Source organism: Peterkaempfera griseoplana, from assembly GCF_001418575.1.
GTDB lineage: Bacteria > Actinomycetota > Actinomycetes > Streptomycetales > Streptomycetaceae > Peterkaempfera > Peterkaempfera griseoplana.
On sequence record NZ_LIQR01000240.1, the window covers coordinates 1 to 19,371 of the forward strand.

Consider the following 19,371-nt stretch of genomic DNA (forward strand, 5'->3'; position numbering starts at 1 on the left):
ACGCCGGGGGTTCGGGGAGCGGCTTGCGGCGGGTGGCGGAGCGGGCGCGTTCCGGGAGATGCACATCGACATCATCCAGTACCGGCGGCCCCGGATGCGGCGGGCGCCCGTCCGCCGGCTGTGCCCTCGCTCACGCCGGGCGTCCTCGCACACCCCCGTCCGGGATCCCCGTACGGCCGTGTCCGCGGGCTCCGGGCCCCGCCGACCAGCGGTCACTGCCCTACCGGGGTGACAGGGGGCCCTTACGGGGGCATGACCATGGTGGTGCATGGCGCGATGCACCCCGTGCCTGTCAATCTGGCACTGCGTGCCATGCGCGCGTACGCTGCGCATCACCCCGCACAGCTGAGCACTCTGCCACCCCAGCCAGACCGCAAGGCGTACCAAGCCGACAGGTCGCACACATCAAGAGGAGCCGCCTGATGTCCGACTTCGTACCCGGACTCGAAGGTGTCGTCGCGTTCGAGACCGAGATCGCCGAGCCCGACAAGGAAGGCGGCTCGCTTCGCTACCGAGGTGTCGACATCGAGGACCTCGTCGGCCATGTCTCCTTCGGGCACGTCTGGGGCCTGCTGGTGGACGGCAAGTTCAACCCGGGCCTGCCCCCGGCGGAGCCCTTCCCGATCCCGGTGCACTCCGGTGACATCCGGGTGGACGTGCAGTCCGCGCTGGCGATGCTCGCCCCGGTGTGGGGCCTCAAACCGCTGCTGGACATCGACGCCGAGCAGGCCCGCCACGACCTGGCCCGGGCCGCCGTGATGGCGCTCTCCTACGTCGCCCAGTCGGCGCGCGGCCAGGGGCTGCCGATGGTCCCGCAGAGCGAGATCGACAAGGCCGAGACCATCGTCGAGCGCTTCATGATCCGCTGGCGCGGCGAGCCCGACCCCAAGCACGTCAAGGCCGTCGACGCCTACTGGACCTCGGCCGCCGAGCACGGCATGAACGCCTCCACCTTCACCGCCCGGGTGATCGCCTCGACCGGCGCCGACGTGGCGGCGGCCCTCTCCGGTGCGGTGGGTGCCATGTCCGGCCCGCTGCACGGCGGCGCCCCCTCCCGGGTGCTGGGCATGATCGAGGAGATCGAGCGCACCGGCGACGCCGTCGGCTGGGTGAAGAACGCCCTCGACAAGGGCGAGCGCCTGATGGGCTTCGGCCACCGCGTCTACCGCGCGGAGGACCCGCGCGCGGCGGTGCTGCGGCGTACCGCCAAGGAGCTGGGCGCTCCGCGCTTCGAGGTGGCCGAGGCGCTGGAGAAGGCCGCGCTGGAGGAGCTGCACAACCGGCGTCCGGACCGGGTGCTGGCCACCAACGTCGAGTTCTGGGCCGCGATCATGCTGGACTTCGCCCAGGTGCCGGCCCACATGTTCACCTCCATGTTCACCTGCGCCCGTACGGCCGGCTGGTCGGCGCACATCCTGGAGCAGAAGCGCACCGGCCGCCTGGTGCGCCCCTCCGCGCGCTACATCGGCCCCGGCCCGCGCTCGCCGCGCGAGGTCGAGGGCTTCTCCGACATCGCCCGCTGAGCGGCGTCGCAGCAGCTCCGGGACCCGGTTCCCCCGCAGCGGCGGAGGGGCCGGGTCCCACCGTGCGACACGGCGTCTCAGCCGCTGGACGGGAGCAGCCACGGCGCACCCCCGCCCGTTAGGCTTCGCCTGTGGCTCAGATCCAGATTCCCGCTGACATCAAGCCCGCCGACGGCCGATTCGGCTCCGGCCCGTCCAAGGTGCGTCCCGAGGCGCTGAACGCCCTCGCCGCGACCGGTACCTCCCTGCTCGGCACCTCGCACCGCCAGGCCCCGGTCAAGAACCTGGTGCGGCACGTGCGCGACGGTGTCAGCAGCCTGTTCTCCCTCCCCGAGGGGTACCAGGTGGTGCTGGGCAACGGCGGCTCCACCGCCTTCTGGGACATCGCCGCCTTCGGCCTGGTGCGGGAGAAGTCCCAGCACCTGAACTTCGGCGAGTTCTCCTCCAAGTTCGCCGCCGCCACCAAGGCCGCGCCGTGGCTCGCCGACCCGAGCGTCATCAAGTCCGACCCGGGCACCCACCCGCTTCCGGCCGCCGAGGCCGGTGTGGACGTCTATGCGCTCACCCACAACGAGACCTCCACCGGTGTCGCCATGCCGATCCGGCGGGTCGCGGGCGCCGACGAGGGCTCCCTGGTGCTGGTGGACGCCACCTCCGGTGCGGGCGGCCTGCCGGTCGACATCACCGAGAGCGACGTCTACTACTTCGCGCCGCAGAAGAGCTTCGCCGCCGACGGCGGCCTGTGGATCGGCGTCTTCTCCCCGGCCGCCCTGGAGCGCGCCGCCGAGATCGCCGGCTCCGGCCGGTACATCCCGACCTTCTTCGACCTGCCGACCGCGATCGACAACTCGTCGAAGGACCAGACGTACAACACCCCGGCGCTCGCCACCCTCTTCCTGCTGGCCGACCAGCTGGACTGGATCAACGGCCAGGGCGGTCTCGACTGGGCGGTCTCCCGCACCGGCGACTCCTCCTCGCGCCTGTACACCTGGGCCGAGAAGTCCTCGTACGCCAACCCCTTCGTGGCCGAGCCCGCCCAGCGCTCCCAGGTGGTCGGCACCATCGACTTCGCCGAGGGCATCGACGCCGCCGCCATCGCCAAGGTGCTGCGGGCCAACGGCATCGTGGACACGGAGCCCTACCGCAAGCTGGGCCGCAACCAGCTGCGGGTGGCGATGTTCCCGGCCGTCGACCCGGCCGACGTCGAGGCGCTGACCGCCTGCATCGACTACGTGGTTGAGCAGCTCTGACCCAAGCACGCGCCGTCGAGGCCGTGACCAGCGGGACTCCCGCAGGTCACGGCCTCGCTGCTGCTGGGCCGTCCGGGTCCCGGCGGTAGGCCGACCGGTGGCTTTCCGGTCTGCCGGAACCTGATCCGCACGCTCGCGGGCGAGATTCTCCCCGTCGGCGCGGGCTGCGCCGGCGGCTCCCCAGCAGAGAGACCCCGCGATGCCAGTGCCGCCCCCGCCAGTGATGCGCCTGCTCTCCCGCGGTCTGGCCGTCGCCGTCCTGGCCACCGCCGCGGCGCTCCCCGCAGCGGCCGCGCCGCGCCCGTCCGGCGCCGCCCTGGCGCTCGGCCCGGTGCCCGGCAGCTGGATCGTCACCCTCAGGGCCCGGCTCCAGGCCGACGCGGCCGCGGGCGCCCGCTCGGCCGGCCTGGTGAGCAAGGACCTCACGGACCGTTACGGAGGCGCCGTCAGCCATGTCTACGGCGCCGCACTCAACGGCTTCGCCGCCCGGCTCAGCCGGTCCCAGGCCGAGCGTCTGGCCGCCGACCCGGCCGTGGCCTCGGTACGGCAGGACACCAGGGTCCACATCGACGCCGCCCAGACCGACCCCCCGTCCTGGGGCCTGGACCGCATCGACCAGCCGGGCCTGCCGCTGGACTCCGTCTACCACTACCCCGACACCGCCGGGGCCGGCGTCACCGCCTATGTGATCGACACCGGCGTCCGTACCACCCACCGTGACTTCGGCGGCAGGGCCACCAGCGGCTACGACTTCGTGGACGGCGACGCGGACGCCCAGGACGGCAACGGGCACGGCACCCATGTCTCCGGCACCATCGTGGGCAGCGCCGAAGGCGTCGCCAAGCGGGCCTCCGTGGTGGCCGTACGCGTCCTCGACGACTCCGGCGGCGGCACCGCCTCCGACGTCATCGCCGGCATCGACTGGGTCACCGCGCACGCCCACCGGCCCGCCGTCGCCAATCTGAGCGTCGGCGGCGGCACCAACCCGGACATCGACACCGCCGTACGCAACTCCATCGCCGCGGGCATCACCTACGCGGTCGCCGCCGGCAACGACGGCGCCGACGCCTCGGGCACCTCCCCGGCCAGGGTCCCCGAGGCGCTGACCGTCGGGGCCAGCGCCCGCGACGACAGCCGCGCCGACTACTCCAACTTCGGCCCCGGGGTGGACCTCTTCGCTCCGGGCTCCGACATCACCTCGGACTGGTCCACCGACGACACCGCCACCCGCACCATGTCCGGCACCTCCATGGCCACCCCCCATGTCGCCGGCGCCGCGGCCCTCTACCTGGCCGGGCACCCCACGGCCACGCCCGCCCAGGTGGCCGACGCCCTCGTCGCCACCGCGGCTCCGGGCCGGCTGCGGGGAGTGGGCAGCGGCAGCCCCAACCGGCTGCTGCAGGTCCCCGGCTGACGCGCCGGGCGGCCTCAGCGGGGCCGGCGGCGGCGCAGGCCCAGGGCGGCCAGCGCCACCGCGCAGAGCGCCGCCAGTCCCACCGCGGCCCGGCCCGACAGACCGCCGGAGGACCCACCGGCCGCCCCGGGGGCGGCGGTGGGTGCGCCGGAGGAGGGGCCTGCCGCCGGCTGCCGGGAGGGACGGCTGCGGGCCGAATCCGGCAGGGCCTCGCCGGTGAGCGGCTCCCGCCAGACCGAGGAGTCCCGCCCCTCGCTGCCGTACAGCAGCGACCGGCCGTCCGGGGTGAAGGTCACCGACTCGCCCTGCATCTGCAGCGGCACATCGAGTGAGCCGACCGGCCGCGGTGCGGCGCCGTCCCGCCACCGGTACGCGGTGGCCGAGAAGTAGCCGCGCAGCACCAGCCGGGTCCCGTCGGGTGAGAACGCGCCGTCGGTGACCGTGGCGGGGGCCGCGGCGATCCGGTGGAAGACGTTGACGCCGGACGCCGACAGCCGCGCGGGTCCGGCGTAGAGGCCGCCGCCGCTGCTCTGCTTGCTCGCGATGTAGACCCGTCCGGTGCGCGGCTGCACCATCAGCGCCTCGGCGTTGCGGGGGCCGTCGGCATAGCGAACGGTGAAGCGGGTGACCCGGACGGTGGTGTCGTGCAGCGGGCCGGTGGGCTCGGTGAAGCGGTAGATCCACACCTCCGGCCAGGCGCCGCCCAGGTTGTCGCCGATGTCCGCCAGATAGACGGCGGGCCTGCCCTGGGCGTCGCGGCCGAGCGAGATCGCCTCCGCGTCACGCGGTGCGATGCCCGCGAGAGTGACGGTCGCCACGGTCCGGCCGGTCCGCTCGTCCACCGCGAAGACCCGGCCGCCGTCGTCGCTGTCGTTGTGGGTCCAGACCACACCGGGATGCTGGATGCTGGCCGCCAGTCCGCTGGACTCGGTGATACGGCTGTCGGTGAAGGTGAAGAGCGTCCCCGCGGAGTCGGCCGCCCATGCCGTCCCCGCCGGCACCGCCGCCGTCAGCACTCCCGCCGCGATCGCCGCCGCAGCCCGCCACGCCCCGCCCCGTCGCTCCATGCCCCAAGCCTCGCACGGCGGTGCGCGGACCCCTCGGCGCAGGGGGCACCGGCAACCGTGAGCGGGCAGAGCCCGGCCGCCCGTACGGCAGCGGAGCCCTCGGCCCGCCGCGGGGCTCCTGGGGTCGCTACCGCAGCAGGGCCCCCACCACCACGGCCAGCAGGAGGAGCAGGAGCGCGCCGGTGACGATCCGGGTTCGGGTCTTGGGATCCACGGCTCCGAGACTACTCCGGCGCCTGCGGGGGTCCGTCCGCCGGGCGGTCCAGCGGCCAGCTGCGCAGCAGCGTGTGCTGGGCAGGCCCGGCGCCCAGGGTGCTGCGCACCAGACGCAGGTCCGCCGCCTCCCACTGCTGCCCCTCGAAGTCCTCCAGCGCCGCCTTCAGACCCCGCAGATCCGACCCACGCCCACGCCGGCGGTCGCCGCCGCCGCGGGCCAGGGTGAGATGGGCCCGGTACGGGCGGTCGTCGTCGACGGGCAGGCCGGTGTGCCGGGCCGCCGCCTGCGCCGACTCGGCGAGCCTGCGCAGTTCCAGGGTGTCGCCGCGCACTCCGGTCCAGAGCGTCCGGTCGCCGAACCGGCCGGCCCCCGCGAACCGCAGCCGCATCACCCGGTGGCGGTGCGCGGCCCGGCCCAGCCGCTGCTCCAGCTCGGGTACGGACTCCTCCGCCACCTCGCCGAGGAAGGCCAGGGTCAGGTGCCAGGTACCGGGCGAGGTCCAGCGCAGCGGCTCCGCGTCGGGAAGCCGCCGCAGCGGGCGGACCGCGGCTGCCAGCTCGTCGACGGCGGCCTGGGGTGGCACCACCGCGATGAAGAGTCTCATAACGGCTCCATCATCCTCCGCCGCCGGTCACGGCACCCAGGGGTCGCAACCGGCGGCGGGGACGGAGCGGTCAGCAGGCGGGGGCGAGTTCCTCACGGGAGGACGGCCGGCGCTGCTCGAAGGTGACCATCCGGTGGCCGCGTCCCGGGTGCAGGTCCACCCGCAGCCGCAGACCGGCGGAGCGGACCAGCACCAGGGCGACCACACCGGAGGCCACCGCCGAGACCAGGCCGCAGGCCAGCAGGCCGATCCTGGGCCCGTACTGCTCGGTGACCCAGCCCACAAGCGGGCTGCCGATGGGGGTGCCACCGGCGAAGACCAGCATGAACAGGCCCATCACCCGGCCGCGCATCGCCGGGTCGGTGGCCAGCTGGACCGTGGCGTTCGCCGTGGTGTTGAAGGTCAGGCCCAGCATGCCCACCAGGGTCAGCAGTGCCGCGAAGAGCCAGAAGCCGGGCGCCAGGGCGGTCACCGACTCCAGCAGTCCGAAGCCCAGCGCGGCGCCGACCAGCATCCGCAGCCGGGTGGAGCCGCGCCGCGCGGCCAGCAGCGCACCCACCAGCGAGCCCACGGCCATCGCGGTGTTCAGCAGACCGTACTGCCCGGGGCCGACATGGAAGACGTCGTAGGCGAAGCCGGAGAGCAGCGTCGGGAAGTTGAAGCCGAAGGTGCCGATGAAGCCCACCAGCACGATCGGCCAGATCAGCTCCGGCCGTTCCCTGACGTAGCGCAGGCCCTCCCGCAGCTGGCCCTTCTCCCGCGGCCGCACCGGGGTGGGGTGCAGCTCGCTGCTGCGCATGGCGAGCAGGCCCCCGATGACCGCCGCGAAGGAGAAGGCGTTGAGCGCGAAGGCCCAGCCGCTGCCCACCGCGGCGATCAGCAGACCCGCGACGGCGGGGCCGACCAGCCGGGCGGTCTGGAAGTTGGCCGCGTTGAGGCTGACCGCGTTGCGCAGCGCCCCCGGGCCCACCATCTCGGTGACGAACGCCTGCCGGGTGGGGTTGTCCACCACCGTGACCATGCCCAGCAGGAACGCGAAGGCGTACACGTGGTAGACGGTGACCACCCCGGAGAGGGTGAGGACGGCGAGCCCTGCGGCCAGCAGGCCCATCACGGCCTGGGTGACCACCAGCAGCCGGCGCTTGGGGTAGCGGTCGGCGAGCACGCCGCCGAAGAGGCCGAAGAGCAGCATCGGCAGGAACTGCATCGCGGTGGTGACACCGACCGCGAAGGGACTGCCGGTGAGGCTGAGCACCAGCCAGTCCTGGGCGATGCGCTGCATCCAGGTGCCGGTGTTGGAGACCACCTGGCCCATGAAGAAGTAGCGGTAGTTGCGGACACGCAGCGAGGAGAACATCCCCCCACCGGGGCGCTCCGGCGCGGGGGCGGATGCGGCGGGGACCGCCGCGGTGCGTATCTCGGGGTCGTCCTCCGCGGGCCCGGCCGCGGCCGCGGTGCGGGCGGGCGCCGACGTGGCGGCGGCGGGGTCCACGGGGGTCTCGGCGGTCTCGGTCGCTGCTGCCATGGCCGTGGCTGCGGCCGGCGGTGTCACGGGGTTCTCTCCTCGCAGGGCGGTCGGTGCGGTGATGTGCTTCGTGGTGCTGCGCTCCTTCTCGGCGGTTGCGGCCTTGATGGTCGTCCTCACGTCCTCGTCCCCTCCTCGTCCCGGCACCGGAGGGGTGACGCCGTGGACCCGCAGGTCACAGGTGCGCCAGCTTCTCCAGTACCGGGGCCGCGTCTCTCACCGCGGCCCATTCCTCCTCGGTCAGCCCGGATGCCAGTTCCGCCAGCCAGGCGTTGCGGCGGCGCCGGCTCTCGCCGAGGATCGCCTCGGCCTGCTCGGTACTGCTCACCACCACCTGCCGACGGTCGTCCGGATGCGGCTCCCGCCGCACCAGGCCCTTCTCCTCCAGCATCGCGATGATCCTGGTCATCGACGGCGGCTGGACGTGCTCCTTGCGGGCCAGCTCGCCTGGGGTCGCAGAGCCGCAGCGGGCCAGCGTGCCCAGCACCGACATCTCGGTCGGGCTGAGCGACTCCTCCACCCGCTGGTGCCGAAGGCGGCGGGAGAGGCGCATCACGGACGATCGCAGCATGCTGACGGCTGCCAGGTCGTCCTCGGACATCTCGGGCATGTATTTAGCATAGGTCATTACTCTCTCTAAGGAAAGTCGAATCGGGGCTGGCACGGCGTACGGCCCTGGTCCGCAGCCCCCGGCCACCCCCGAGGGAAGCCGCCCGTACCTGACAGAAGGTGTCAGGTACGGACGCGAAGCTGGTCCGGCACTCGACCGCTGAACCCGACCACCGCACCGGCACGGGGCACCCGTACGACGCACCGTGCACCGCGCCGCCCGAAAGGCAAGTGATCAAGCATGTCCGGAACCGCCGAACTCGCCATGGTGACCATCGACTGCGCCGACCCCCAGGTGCTCGCCCGCTTCTACGCCGACCTGCTGGGACGCGAGGTGGCCCACAGCGAGGAGCTGTACGCCATGGTCGACGGCGCGGGCGGCGCACCGCTGGGCTTCGGCAAGGTGGACGGCTACCGCGCCCCGCAGTGGCCCAACCCCGAGGGCACCAAGCAGTTCCACCTGGACCTCCGGGTGGACGACCTCGACAAGGCCGAGGCCCGGTGCCTGGAACTGGGCGCGACCCGCCCCGACTTCCAGCCGGGCGAGACCTGGCGGGTGCTGCTCGACCCGTCCGGGCACCCGTTCTGCATCTGCCTCCGGCACTGACCCCGGCTGCCTTCCGGCTGTTTCCCGGCTGCCTTCCGGCCGCTCCCGGGGGCGGCGGTCACACTCTGTGGCATCACGTATGCGGCTCTTATCCCGTCCGGCGATGTATGTCCCATCGGGGCATCCAGCCGACAGGAGAACGCCATGACGTTCCAGCCCAGGGACCCGCACCAGCCGCCCCCGCACAGCGGCACCGCCCGTGGCGGCGACAGCCGGCCGGTCCGCCGGCCGACCGGTCGGACCACGGTCGCGGTGGCCGTCGCCGCCGTACTGGCACTGGGCGGCGCCGCCGCCTACGCCACCACCACGGACGGCCCCTCCGGGCAGACGCCGAGCCCGACGATCTCCCCGTTCGCCCCGGGCCAGCCGGGACAGTCCGTCCCCTCCGGGCCCTCCTCCGGCCTCTCGGGCCCGGCCGATCCCGGCGACCCTTCCGGCCCCGGCATCGGCCCCGGAGGCGCCGTGCACGGCGAGGTCACCGTGCGGGACTCCCGCTCCGGCGGCTGGACGGTGGTGGTGTGGCAGCGCGGCACCGTGCAGTCCGCACCGGGGAACTCGGTGATCGTCCGCAGCGCGGACGGAGCCACCTGGACCTGGCGCACCACCGCCGACACCGCCGGCCCCGGCGGCATCACTCAGGGCACCGACGTGATGCTGCTGGGCACCCGCGGCACGGACGGGACCGCCACCGCCCGCCGGATCCTCGGCGGCTTCCCCCGCTCGGGCGGCCGGCCCTTCGGCCACCTGCGCGGCCCGCGCTGGGACATGGCCGGGGCCCTGGGCGCCTTCTCCTGAGCCCTGCCGGGTTCCGAGCTCCGCCGGACTCGGCCGACGGGGCTCCCGGGCCCGCCGCGGCCGCCCGGAGAGTGCCCGCGGGTACTCGCGCCCGCCCTGGGGCGGGCGCGGCCCCGGCACCTACGGCCGGGCCGACGCCCGAGGTCGGCGGCCGCCGGGCTCACGACACGGCCGGCACAGCGCCCACGGCGTACTGACCTGCGGCTCACCGCCGGGGCGCGGTCGGCTCCCCGGTGCGCACCGGTCCGGATCCCCGGCGTTCCAGGATCCGGGCCAGCCGCTGCTCCAGCCGCGCCCGGCAGTCCGGCCACTCCTCCGCGGTGACCGAGAAGATCGCCGAGTCCCGCAGCCGGCCGTCCTCGCCCGGCGCCCACGAGCGCGACCAGTTGCGCAGCACGCCCTCGAACCGGGCACCCACGCTCTCGATCGCGGCCCGGGAGCGACTGTTGCGCGCGTCCGTCTTCAGATCGACCCGGGCCACGCCCCAGTTCTCGAACGCATGGCGGAAGAGCAGGAACTTGGCCTCGGCGTTGAGTCCGGTGCCCTGCGTCGACCCGGCGAGCCAGGTGAAGCCGACCTCGACCGCGTACAGCTCCGGCCTGTCCGGCCACACCCGCGGATCCCAGTAGGCCGTCGCCCCCACCGCCCGCCCCGAGGCTCTCTCCACCTGCGCGTACGGCGCCAGCCTCCCCGTCGCGGCCCGCGCCAGCTGTGCGTCGATGTACTGCCCGACCTCGGCTGCGGTGGGCACCCAGGTGAACCCGTAGGAGCCGCGGTCCTCCTCGGCCGCCGCGGCCAGCTCCGCCGCATGGCGGTGGCCCAGCGGCTCCAGCCGCACCAGCTCGCCCTCGAGGACCGGCCCCTCAAGCCTGAACTCCATCGCTCCCCGTCTCCTCCGCCCGCAAGGGCCCCGGCATCCAGAGCCGGGATCGTTCCAGATCCGCTGCGCCGGTGTCGTGGGATCTCAGGGCCCGGACGCCGGGGCCGGGGGCGTCGCGCAGACGCGGGGTGCCGGGTTCCGCCGAGCCGGCGCCCCGTCACGCGCCTCGGTGAGCGGAGACGTTCGGCGGGCCGGCCGTCCGCGCCGGCCTTCCGGCCTGATCTCCTGTCAGAGCCGCCTGTTAGCTTCCCGATCCACGGACCTTCACAGAGAGCAAGGACGACATGGGTGCATCGCACTGGGACTACTACGTGCCCTACCGGGAGGACCTCGAGGCCGCTCTGCAGGAGCTGCGTCACAAGGTCTTCCAGGCGGAGGACTACTTCTGGGACCCCTGGGACGACGATGCGGCCGAGAGGGTCGCCAAGCCGCGGCCGGCGACCATCGACGAACTGTGGGAGGACGGGGACGTCCAGGAGGAGGGCACCCACTCCATCCTGGACATGCACCGGGTCGTGCAGCCCGGGGAGGAGCCCGACTACTTCACGGTGCAACCCGTCACCGCAGCCGAGGCACTGCGGGCCGCCGGTACCGATCGACTCACCAGGGCCCACGTCGAGGCTCTGCAACCCCTCGCCGCCCAGCGCTGGTTCGGCCGGTGCGCCGTGCTCCACACCCCGGCCGGCGAACCGGAGGAGATCTACTTCTGGGGCTTCTCCGGCGACTGACGGCCGCCTGCCCATCCGACAACTGACGAACCGTTCCGCGTGCCCGGGGGTCGGACGGACGGTGCCGGTCACCCTGGCCCGGAGGCCGAGGAGACAGGGGTCGGCGACCGGACTCCTGGTGGCGTGGCGGTGCGCACGGACGGCGCCGCCGACCGCCCGGGACGGGCCGGCGCGGTCAGCGCGCCCCGGCGACTTCGAGCAGCACGTGCAGGTCGTGGGCGGCCGCGAACGCGCAGAGGGCGCTGGAGCCGACAACTGCGGCGACACCGGCCAGCGGTAGCAGCGGAAGGTTCAAGGGCAGCGAGTACACCCGGGGCTCGGCAAGCAGCGCGGCCACCCGCCGGGGAACCGGCCCCGCGGCGGCAAGCGGGTTGCGGCGCCTGCCGAGCAGGCCGAGCACGGTCTCGGGCAGCCGTCGGCGGGAGCGGCTGTGCGCGGTGGCCATGGCGGCCTTGCCGACCGCGCGGGCGACCTGACGCCGGTTCCCGCACTCGGTTGCGGCGCGTTCGTCGGCCCAGCGTTCAATGGTGTAGGTGACGGCAGCCGCCACCGGTCGCAGCAGCGGGTTGACGGCGGCGGCCAGCTGGGCCACCGCCACGAACGCGTAGTGGTGGCAGGCCAGATGGGCGCGCTCGTGGGCGATCATCGCCTGGCGGTCGGCGTCGTCCAGGGCGTCGAGCATGCCGGTGGAGACCACGACGCGGCCCGGCAGGCCCGGGAGGGCGTACGCGTCGGGCGCTGCGTCCTCGACGACAACCAGCTGTCCGCTGCCCGGCAGACAGGCGGCCTCGAACACGGTGGCCACCAGGGCCCGTACCCGTCGCCACAGCATCCGGACCCCCGCCACCGCGGCCACGGTCAGCACCACACCGGCGATCGCGGCCTCACTGGCGGAGACGGTGTCTCCGGCGCGTACGGTGCCCACCGACCAGCCGCCCAGCAGTCCCGCCAGTGGAATCCGCACCGCCCCGGCCACCGCCAGGACGCCCAGTGCCGCGCAGCCGAGGGCGGCCAGGGCCAGCGCGCTGCCGGTCAGCAGCCAGGTCGCCAGCCGCGGCTCCAGCCGCTCGGCCAGCGGCCGGGCCGCGAGCGCGGCAGGGAGCGGGAAGAGAAGCGGCAGGTATGCCAGCAGGTGCCACACCATGAGGCTCACTCCCGCTCGGGCAGGTCGCCGAGCAGCCGCCGCAGCAACTCCTCGTCGCGGGCGGGCAGATCCTCGACGAACCGGCTCAGCACCGCCTTGCGGTCCGGGTCGGACTCCAGCACCTGCCGCATCCGGCGGGCGGTGAGGCCGTGGGCGTCCGCCACGGGCGCATAGGCATAGGCGCGGCCCTGCTTGCCCCTGGTCAGCAGTCCCTTGTCGAACATCCTGGAGAGCACCGTCACCACCGTGCTGTACGCCAGGCCGCCGTCCAGGCGCCGGAGCACCTCCCCGGGGGTCAGCGCGCGACGGGAGGACTGCAGCAGGGCCAGCACCTCGGCCTCCAGCGCGCCACCCGGTCTGCGCTCACCCGGAGTATGTCTGGCGTTCACCGGTTGGCTCACTCTCGTTCATCGTCTACAGTCATGTAGAACTTCTACGGCAGCGTGGAACTCGACCCGCCGCCGGCTCTTCCACGCCGCCCAGGTACGCCCGTTCGGCACCCGAGAGCTGTGCGGTGGAGGACGAACTTCTACAGGAGTGTAGACGCTACTTGACCGGCTGCCTGGTCCGCCGCGTTTCTTCTCGTCTGCCTGCTTCTGCTTCTGCTTCTGCTTCCGGGAGATACCGCTTGATGACGCTGAACCCCGCGGTCCAGCTCGCCTTCGACGGCTCCGGCATCGACGGCTCGCTCTTCACCTCCGTCACCGACGTGGCCCGCGACACGAAGTGGCTCAACACTCCGCTCCAGCTGTGGACCAACGCCGGACTCGGGATCTTCGCGCTGCTGATGCTGATCGGCTGGTGGAACGCCCGCCGCCGGGGCACCCTGAGCATGACCAGGGCACTGGCCGCCCCCGTCGCCGTGGTGATCGCCTTCGCCGTCGCCGAGGTCGTCAAGAAACTGGTCGCGGAAGTACGGCCGTGCTACTCCCTGCCGCACGACTACTTCGTTGACGCGTGCCCGGTCCGCACCGACTACGCCTTCCCCAGCGGCCACACCACGACGGCCGCGGCCACCGTCGCCGCACTGTGGCTGCTCGACCGGCGCCTCTCGGTGATCGCCGGAGTCTTCGCGCTCCTTGAGGGCTTCACCCGCGTCTACCTCGGCGACCACTACCCCCACGACGTGATCGGCGCCGCCCTCCTGGCCATGCCGGTGGCCTACGTGGTCAGCCGCGCCCTCGGCCGCGCCGCCGTCCCGCTTGTGACGTGGCTGCGCACGGGGGTGCTCGGTCCGGTGCTGACCGCCGCCCCGGCCGGCTCCCACGCCGCCCGCTGAGCACACCGGACACGCCGGACGCGGCCGCCACGGCCCCACATGCCACCGCCGGCACCCCACCCCCGGGGGTGCCCGGCGGTCTCCCGGTCGCGTCAGGTGCGAGGCCGCCCGCCGCTCCGGGAAGCCCGACTGCTCGGGCAGCGGAGCCGCCCGGCCGAGGAGGCGCCCGGCCCCGCGCCCGGGCCGCACCCGCGCATGCGCTGCGACAGCACTTCCGCCTCGCCCGGCCGCCGCCCTACGTCAGGCGCAGGTCGTCGTCGCACAGCCCGGTGCGGCAATGCCAGGGCAACAACTCGCCTGCGGCCGCCCGCACCCTCCGCAGCCGATCCCGGTTCGCGTCGACGACGGTGAGGATCTCGAAGGCGGTACCCGCCGCCGCCACCGACCTGCCCGATCCCACCTCCGCATACAGCAGCCAGAGCCCCTGAGCGGCGACCTCCCGGCACAGTTCCGGGAGATCAAGCCCTTGGGCGGCCGATGCGAAATCCGTGCCGTCCCCGGCAACCATGCACTGCACGAGATCCAGAAACCGGTCACGCGCCTGCGCAGGCACCCTGTCGGCCAGAGCCGCGAGAGCCACCGATGTCACCGCTGGAGCCGGCGCGAACAGCACAGGGACGCTCCATGCATGTCCCTCCAGCGCACCCTTTGCCCCCGGGGACTCCCCAGCGGCGACCCGCAGGAGGTCCCGGCGCAGATGACCGGCGGAGCTACCGCAGCCGCAGCGCATACCGTCCCAGTCCTGCGAAGCAATCTCCAGTTCGACAAGCCTCATGTCCACCGCACCCTAGAGGCCGCCGACGGGTGGCAGACCTGCGGCACCGCCGCGTCACGGCTTCTCACGCGTAGAGCGGGACCGGCACCTCGCGGCCGCGCCCGGTGGCCAACCGCAGCACGCAGAAGGTGATGAAGCCGATGCCGATTCCATTGGTGGGGGAAGTCAGTATCCACTCAGGCGCACTTTCGGCACATGCCACTTCCCCCGCCGCGCCGCTCCGGGACGCAGAGCGAGTCAGACATCAACCCCGATCGGCTGTCATGGGTGCTGTGAGTCCGCGGGCGACGCCAAGCGGGGCATCGACCGGATCGCGACGCGGAACTCCTCGTCGAGTTCCATTCCAGCCGCTGAACAGGCGCTCGAAAGCTGTAGACCCGCGGGTTCAACGTGTGATCCACTGCGAGCCAAGCCTGCCACGTGCTTCGCTTCGAGGCGCCGACAAGGTGGACGGCCTTGACCCGCCAGACAACTTATACGATCCGCAGGACATCCATTCGCTCACTGTTCGGCCAGACGCCCGACAGTATTACGCCCAGAGATCCTCTTGAGACTTGCACCTTCACTCGTCCTGACCGCTTCCATTTCATCCGTTCTTGCTCTGACCGCCTGCTCCAGCGGCTCCGCCTCCAGCGCAACTCACCTTGCACACACTGCCACACCCTCTCAAGCAGCACCATCACCGAGTAGCGTCGAAACACCGATCATCTCCGCATCGACAGTCGCCGATGCAGACCGGAAACTGAGCAAACAACTCTCCGAAGTGCTGTCCTCGATAGCCGCGACAGTTCCCCAAAAAATGCAGGTGCGGCGAATCATCGCCGTGAGCTCCAACCCTATGGAGAAGTCCTCGGCTCCGTGCACCCGTCAAGGCACTGTGCGGCACGTCGTCTTTGCAGATTTGACAACCATCGGAGACTCGACCACCCTGCACGACTACAGCGCCCCCGCCAGGAAGCTCTTGGAGCAACGCGGGTGGAGATTCGCCACCAAACATCCCACTCCCGCAATCTCCACATTTATGGCACAGAACGGCGGGTATGGGGTTAGCATCAACCCCATACCAGGATCTATAAACATCCTGGGCGTCACTCCATGCCTCCCCGGGAAACCCATCCCAACCCCGACCACGCTCCTTGACTCCACCTCCCGCTAGCATGTGGCCGCAGGCAGGGTCGACCCTTGGGGGGAGGGCTGTTCCCTGTAGAACGGAAGCCGCTGTCCAGAAACCCACTCGCATGATCTGCGATGTGCTGCCGGAAGGATTCGCGGAGGCCATCAAATGGATGTACCCCCGCGGATCCAGGTGAGCAGCAAAGGTCTGCTTGGATCGTGGTCATGGTCGACGAAGCCCGACCGATGTAAGGCGATACCCGGGACTGCAGACGCGTTGCAGCAGTACCGGGAAATCGACAGCCAGCGCCGCACCACGATGTTCGAGCAGGACGTGGCCCGTCCCCGGGCCCACGAGACGACCACCTGAAGGGGATCCTCTACACCATCCGCATGCGGCCCGAAGTCGGTCCCATCCCGGTCTCGCAGTAGCGAGGCACGGGTCGGACCTGGTCCTGCGCGGGTTCTACGCCAAAGCCGTAGGGCTATCGCTGCGATCAGGGCCGAAAACGCGACGCGTGGTCGCCGGTGGAAACTGGTTGCTGAAGGGGCCGAGCATCCTGTGATACTCCGTCATGAGCAGAATCGCAGAGGTCATCGTGCTGGCGTTGGACGCAGACGAGGTCATGGAGCCGCTTACCCGGGATGATGAGCAGCGCAGCTGGTACGGCCGGTTCGTGCGGATCCAGAGCCAGTGGGGAGACTCCTTCGCTTACGGATGGGCCACGGAGTTCAACCGGATGCGCCCGCGCGCCGGGCTGCTCAAGCATCTGGAGTCTCTTCCCTGGCCGCGGCCGGAGAGTGTGCAGGTTCTGATCCACGACGAGGAAGACGACTGCTTCGGCCTGTGGATGATCCATGACGGCAGGTTGACAGAGATCCCCCTACCTCGCACACAGCGGTTCCACGACCCGGCTCCGCCGAGCGAGGACTACCCGCCGAACCCGGGCTACTTGTGGCGGACGGATCTGGGGAGGGATCTGCCCGAACAGACTCCGAGTGATCTTCGGGATTCACGACCGGCTTGGTAGAGATGCCACTGCTCCCGGAGGCAGGCCCCGGCCCAGGCAACGTCATGATCGGTGGCGGTGAGGCCTGGGGGATCCTCGCGTACGCCACGAGCGAAGAAGACCAGCACGGCAATCCTCTCGACCTCCCGGGCATCGTGCTTGACCTGGTCGACCGGGGGTGGGTCCAGGTGCATCGTCTGGAGCCCTGGACCGGACCCGATAGCCAGGACGGCATGACCTACGGGCCACCGATTCCTCGGTCGGAACTCCCGACAGTGCTTGGGGACCCTGCGACCTGGGCCGACCCCGAGGATCCGCGCTGGACTGGTGCAGTGACTCTGTCGTTCACAGAGGCGTGGCGCGAGCTGAACCGGCAGGGGAGAGCCGACAGACCGTTGACAGCAACGACAGCGAACAGCGGCGGTTTGGAGCACACGTCCACGGAGCGGCACTCCAGGCGGGCGGCGGACACGCTGGCATGGTCGACCGCTACGAGATCACTGATAAGGAAGCGGCTGCCTCCTGTTACAAGCCGGCGCGGTACGGTGCGCGTCATGACATGGGGGGCGTGTCCGGCTTGCGGCAGACCACTTCGTGACGGGGGTTTCTTGCTTACGAAGCGTGATGGCGACGACAGACGCGTGTGCCGCATGATCCTCCGGTGTGAGGGCTCTCACTGGTGGTGGAGGTGGGCCGATCGCGATCGCGACCCCCTGGAGCCGGTCCCCGACTACCTGAGGAATACCCTCAGACGTTGAGGCGCCGGGGCTAGTCAGCTGTCCTGATCACCCAGCAGTGGGCGAGGGGTGCGGCGCATCAGCTCGACGCAGCGGGCATGGTCCTGGTCGTCGGCTTCGGCGGCTGCGGCCAGTGCACCGGTGCACCGGTTCCCCGGATGATGATCGCTCCGCGATCGGACGCCGGGTGGGGAAGGCGGGGCAAGACGTCACCGCCTCCCAGCGCCGGCGATCGATGCCCTGGGGCCGAGGCCAGCCGGTTGCCCTGGCGACGGCCGCCGGGCAAGAACACCGGACCGTCACCGGCTGCGGACACGCGAAGGCGCCCCGCCCGGGGAGGGCAGGGCGCCTTCGGCGCGGCGCGGTGTCTAGATCACTTGGTGAGGCCGAGGGCCGGCATCAGGTAGTAGAAGGCGAAGATCGCGCCCACCGCGTAGAGCGGGACCGGCACCTCGCGGCCGCGCCCGGTGGCCAGCCGCAGCACGCAGAAGGTGATGAAGCCGATGCCGATTCCATTGGTGATGGAGTAGGTGAACGGCATGATCACCATGGTGAGGAAGGCCGGCACCGAGATGGTCCAGTCGGCCCAGTCGATGTCGCCGATGCTGTTGGCCAGGATCAGGAAGCCGACCGCGACCAGGGCGGGTGTGGCGGCCTGGGCCGGGACCATGGTGGCCAGCGGGGTGAGGAAGAGCGCCACCGCGAAGAGCGCGCCGGTGATCACGCTGGCGAAGCCGGTACGGGCGCCCTCGCCGACGCCCGCGGTGGACTCCACGAAGCAGGTGTTGGCCGAGCAGGAGGTGGCGCCGCCGGCGGCGGTGGCGATGCCGTCGATCATCAGCACCTTGCTCATGGAGGGCAGGTCGCCCTTCTCGTCCAGCAGCTTGGCCTCGTCGCTGACACCGAGGATGGTGCCCATGGCGTCGAAGAAGCAGGACAGCAGCACGGTGAAGACGAAGAGGATGCCGGTGAGGACGCCGACCTCCTTGAAGCCGCCGAACAGGCTGACCTTGCCGATCAGTCCGAAGTCGGGCATCGCCACCGGGTTGCCGGGCCACTTGGGGACGGTGAGGCCCCAGTTGAGGGGGGCGATGTGGGCGACCGAGTCGACGATGACGGCCAGCACCGTCATCGCGGCGATGGAGACCAGGATGGCGCCGGGCACCTTGCGGACCAGCAGCACCAGGGTGAGCAGCACGCCCAGGACGAAGATCAGCACCGGCCAGCCGTTGAGGTGGCCGTCGCCGCCGAGCTGCAGCGGGACGGTGGTGTGGGCGGCGTCCGGGATGCGGGACACGAAGCCGGAGTCGACCAGGCCGATCAGGGCGATGAAGAGGCCGATGCCGATGGCGATGGCCTTGCGCAGCCCGAGCGGGACCGCCGCCATGACCCGCTCCCGCAGACCGGTGGCGACCAGGATCATGATCGCGAGTCCGGCGAGGACCACCATGCCCATCGCGTCCGGCCAGCTCATCCGGGGCGCCAGCTGGAGGGCGACCACGGTGTTGACGCCGAGGCCGGCGGCGAGCGCGATCGGCACATTGCCGATCACGCCCATCAGCAGGGTGGTGAGCGCAGCGGTCAGCACGGTGGCGGTGGCCAGCTGGCCGCCGGCCAGGTGGTGGCCGTACTTGTCGGTGGCGGAGGAGAGGATGATCGGGTTCAGCACGATGATGTAGGCCATCGTGAAGAATGTGGCGATGCCACCGCGGATCTCGCGGGCGACGGAGGAGCCGCGCTCGGTGATCCTGAAGTAGCGGTCGAGAGCGGTGGTCGGCTGCGGGGCGGACTCGGGCTGTTTGACCGTCGACGTGGCCTGCGTGGGCATGCGGGGGTCCTTGTAGCTGGGGGTGGAGAACAACCCTTCCGGGGAGGGACGGGGCCCGGGGGACAGTCCGGTCAAGGCAACACGCCGATATTCGACCGGAGCCTTCAGTATGCGGTTACTGACCGGTTATGCGCCATCTTCGCGCGTAGACGGTCCATAGGGGCCCATATCCAGGCCGACTGCGGTTCCAGGGCGCGCGCCCCGTACGCTTGACGGCATGGAGAAGCCCGCGCTGCGCCCCGCCCCCGAGCCGCTGGAGGCCAATG

Annotated in this window: 17 protein-coding genes; 8 read left to right on the forward strand and 9 right to left on the reverse strand. The window is 71.7% G+C overall.

Translation table 11 applies throughout. The annotated features are described in order from the left end of the window. Positions 1-422: 422 nt before the first annotated feature. The 3 genes from AOK09_RS18355 to AOK09_RS18365 all read left to right on the forward strand — a co-directional run bounded on the left by AOK09_RS18355 (position 423) and on the right by AOK09_RS18365 (position 4,187). Positions 423-1,523: a citrate synthase 2 gene (locus tag AOK09_RS18355; protein WP_055588288.1), complete on the forward strand. Its 1,101-nt coding sequence runs from the start codon at positions 423-425 to the stop codon at positions 1,521-1,523. A 131-nt stretch (positions 1,524-1,654) separates the two neighbouring features. Next, positions 1,655-2,773, forward strand: a complete 1,119-nt coding sequence (gene serC / locus AOK09_RS18360) for a phosphoserine transaminase (protein WP_055588289.1) — start codon at positions 1,655-1,657, stop codon at positions 2,771-2,773. 199 nt (positions 2,774-2,972) lie between these two features. Beyond that, positions 2,973-4,187, forward strand: coding sequence for a S8 family peptidase (locus AOK09_RS18365; RefSeq protein ID WP_055588290.1), 1,215 nt, complete (start codon positions 2,973-2,975; stop codon positions 4,185-4,187). Positions 4,188-4,201: 14 nt separating this feature from the next. Here the strand turns inward: AOK09_RS18365 and AOK09_RS18370 are convergent, their stop codons facing one another. The 4 genes from AOK09_RS18370 to AOK09_RS18385 form a co-directional block, all read right to left on the reverse strand. Then, positions 4,202-5,254, reverse strand: a complete 1,053-nt coding sequence (locus AOK09_RS18370; RefSeq protein WP_055588291.1) for a WD40 repeat domain-containing protein — start codon at positions 5,252-5,254, stop codon at positions 4,202-4,204. Between the two features lie 224 nt (positions 5,255-5,478). Beyond that, the gene (gene thpR / locus AOK09_RS18375; protein WP_055588292.1) at positions 5,479-6,075 is read right to left on the reverse strand and encodes an RNA 2',3'-cyclic phosphodiesterase; all 597 of its coding nucleotides are present in this window, start codon (positions 6,073-6,075) and stop codon (positions 5,479-5,481) included. A 70-nt stretch (positions 6,076-6,145) separates the two neighbouring features. Then, positions 6,146-7,600 (reverse strand): MFS transporter, encoded by a 1,455-nt coding sequence (locus AOK09_RS18380; protein ID WP_079063197.1) that lies wholly within the window; start codon positions 7,598-7,600, stop codon positions 6,146-6,148. Positions 7,601-7,775: 175 nt separating this feature from the next. Beyond that, on the reverse strand, positions 7,776-8,210 hold the full coding sequence (locus AOK09_RS18385; RefSeq protein ID WP_055588293.1) for a MarR family winged helix-turn-helix transcriptional regulator: 435 nt from the start codon (positions 8,208-8,210) through the stop codon (positions 7,776-7,778). Between the two features lie 240 nt (positions 8,211-8,450). Here AOK09_RS18385 and AOK09_RS18390 point away from each other — a divergent pair, with 240 nt between their 5' ends. Both AOK09_RS18390 and AOK09_RS18395 read left to right on the forward strand, forming a co-directional pair. Further along, positions 8,451-8,816 (forward strand): VOC family protein, encoded by a 366-nt coding sequence (locus AOK09_RS18390; RefSeq protein ID WP_055588294.1) that lies wholly within the window; start codon positions 8,451-8,453, stop codon positions 8,814-8,816. Between the two features lie 144 nt (positions 8,817-8,960). Beyond that, the gene (locus AOK09_RS18395; protein WP_055588295.1) at positions 8,961-9,611 is read left to right on the forward strand and encodes a hypothetical protein; all 651 of its coding nucleotides are present in this window, start codon (positions 8,961-8,963) and stop codon (positions 9,609-9,611) included. Positions 9,612-9,816: 205 nt separating this feature from the next. Here the strand turns inward: AOK09_RS18395 and AOK09_RS18400 are convergent, their stop codons facing one another. Then, the gene (locus AOK09_RS18400; RefSeq protein ID WP_055588296.1) at positions 9,817-10,491 is read right to left on the reverse strand and encodes a GNAT family N-acetyltransferase; all 675 of its coding nucleotides are present in this window, start codon (positions 10,489-10,491) and stop codon (positions 9,817-9,819) included. 284 nt (positions 10,492-10,775) lie between these two features. On the opposite strand from AOK09_RS18400, the gene AOK09_RS18405 reads away from it, so the two are divergent. Continuing rightward, positions 10,776-11,219: a hypothetical protein gene (locus tag AOK09_RS18405; protein WP_055588297.1), complete on the forward strand. Its 444-nt coding sequence runs from the start codon at positions 10,776-10,778 to the stop codon at positions 11,217-11,219. Between the two features lie 175 nt (positions 11,220-11,394). On the opposite strand, the gene AOK09_RS18410 is transcribed toward AOK09_RS18405, so the two are convergent. Then, positions 11,395-12,363, reverse strand: coding sequence for a M56 family metallopeptidase (locus tag AOK09_RS18410; protein WP_055588298.1), 969 nt, complete (start codon positions 12,361-12,363; stop codon positions 11,395-11,397). A gap of 5 nt (positions 12,364-12,368) precedes the next feature. Beyond that, a complete protein-coding gene (locus AOK09_RS18415; RefSeq protein ID WP_055588299.1) occupies positions 12,369-12,752 on the reverse strand; it encodes a BlaI/MecI/CopY family transcriptional regulator in 384 nt (127 codons plus the stop codon). A 242-nt stretch (positions 12,753-12,994) separates the two neighbouring features. Here AOK09_RS18415 and AOK09_RS18420 point away from each other — a divergent pair, with 242 nt between their 5' ends. Continuing rightward, positions 12,995-13,642, forward strand: a complete 648-nt coding sequence (locus tag AOK09_RS18420) for a phosphatase PAP2 family protein (RefSeq protein WP_055588300.1) — start codon at positions 12,995-12,997, stop codon at positions 13,640-13,642. A gap of 235 nt (positions 13,643-13,877) precedes the next feature. On the opposite strand, the gene AOK09_RS18425 is transcribed toward AOK09_RS18420, so the two are convergent. After that, positions 13,878-14,255, reverse strand: a complete 378-nt coding sequence (locus AOK09_RS18425) for a hypothetical protein (protein ID WP_055588301.1) — start codon at positions 14,253-14,255, stop codon at positions 13,878-13,880. Between the two features lie 1,850 nt (positions 14,256-16,105). Here AOK09_RS18425 and AOK09_RS18430 point away from each other — a divergent pair. Beyond that, positions 16,106-16,561, forward strand: a complete 456-nt coding sequence (locus tag AOK09_RS18430; RefSeq protein ID WP_055588302.1) for a hypothetical protein — start codon at positions 16,106-16,108, stop codon at positions 16,559-16,561. A gap of 1,089 nt (positions 16,562-17,650) precedes the next feature. Here the strand turns inward: AOK09_RS18430 and AOK09_RS18435 are convergent. After that, entirely contained in the window at positions 17,651-19,105 is a 1,455-nt protein-coding gene (locus AOK09_RS18435) for an NCS2 family permease (RefSeq protein ID WP_055588304.1), read from the reverse strand. Positions 19,106-19,371 lie beyond the last annotated feature (266 nt).

Bases quoted from the DNA above. Each gene is read 5' to 3' on its own strand.
- thpR (WP_055588292.1), bottom strand. From the start codon at position 6,075: ATGAGACTCTTCATCGCGGTGGTGCCACCCCAGGCCGCCGTCGACGAG.
- AOK09_RS18435 (WP_055588304.1), bottom strand. From the start codon at position 19,105: ATGCCCACGCAGGCCACGTCGACGGTCAAACAGCCCGAGTCCGCCCCG.
- AOK09_RS18400 (WP_055588296.1), bottom strand. From the start codon at position 10,491: ATGGAGTTCAGGCTTGAGGGGCCGGTCCTCGAGGGCGAGCTGGTGCGG.
- AOK09_RS18420 (WP_055588300.1), top strand. From the start codon at position 12,995: ATGACGCTGAACCCCGCGGTCCAGCTCGCCTTCGACGGCTCCGGCATC.
- AOK09_RS18355 (WP_055588288.1), top strand. From the start codon at position 423: ATGTCCGACTTCGTACCCGGACTCGAAGGTGTCGTCGCGTTCGAGACC.
- AOK09_RS18405 (WP_055588297.1), top strand. From the start codon at position 10,776: ATGGGTGCATCGCACTGGGACTACTACGTGCCCTACCGGGAGGACCTC.
- AOK09_RS18385 (WP_055588293.1), bottom strand. From the start codon at position 8,210: ATGCCCGAGATGTCCGAGGACGACCTGGCAGCCGTCAGCATGCTGCGA.
- AOK09_RS18370 (WP_055588291.1), bottom strand. From the start codon at position 5,254: ATGGAGCGACGGGGCGGGGCGTGGCGGGCTGCGGCGGCGATCGCGGCG.
- AOK09_RS18395 (WP_055588295.1), top strand. From the start codon at position 8,961: ATGACGTTCCAGCCCAGGGACCCGCACCAGCCGCCCCCGCACAGCGGC.
- AOK09_RS18410 (WP_055588298.1), bottom strand. From the start codon at position 12,363: ATGGTGTGGCACCTGCTGGCATACCTGCCGCTTCTCTTCCCGCTCCCT.
- AOK09_RS18380 (WP_079063197.1), bottom strand. From the start codon at position 7,600: ATGGCAGCAGCGACCGAGACCGCCGAGACCCCCGTGGACCCCGCCGCC.
- AOK09_RS18365 (WP_055588290.1), top strand. From the start codon at position 2,973: ATGCCAGTGCCGCCCCCGCCAGTGATGCGCCTGCTCTCCCGCGGTCTG.
- AOK09_RS18430 (WP_055588302.1), top strand. From the start codon at position 16,106: ATGAGCAGAATCGCAGAGGTCATCGTGCTGGCGTTGGACGCAGACGAG.
- AOK09_RS18390 (WP_055588294.1), top strand. From the start codon at position 8,451: ATGTCCGGAACCGCCGAACTCGCCATGGTGACCATCGACTGCGCCGAC.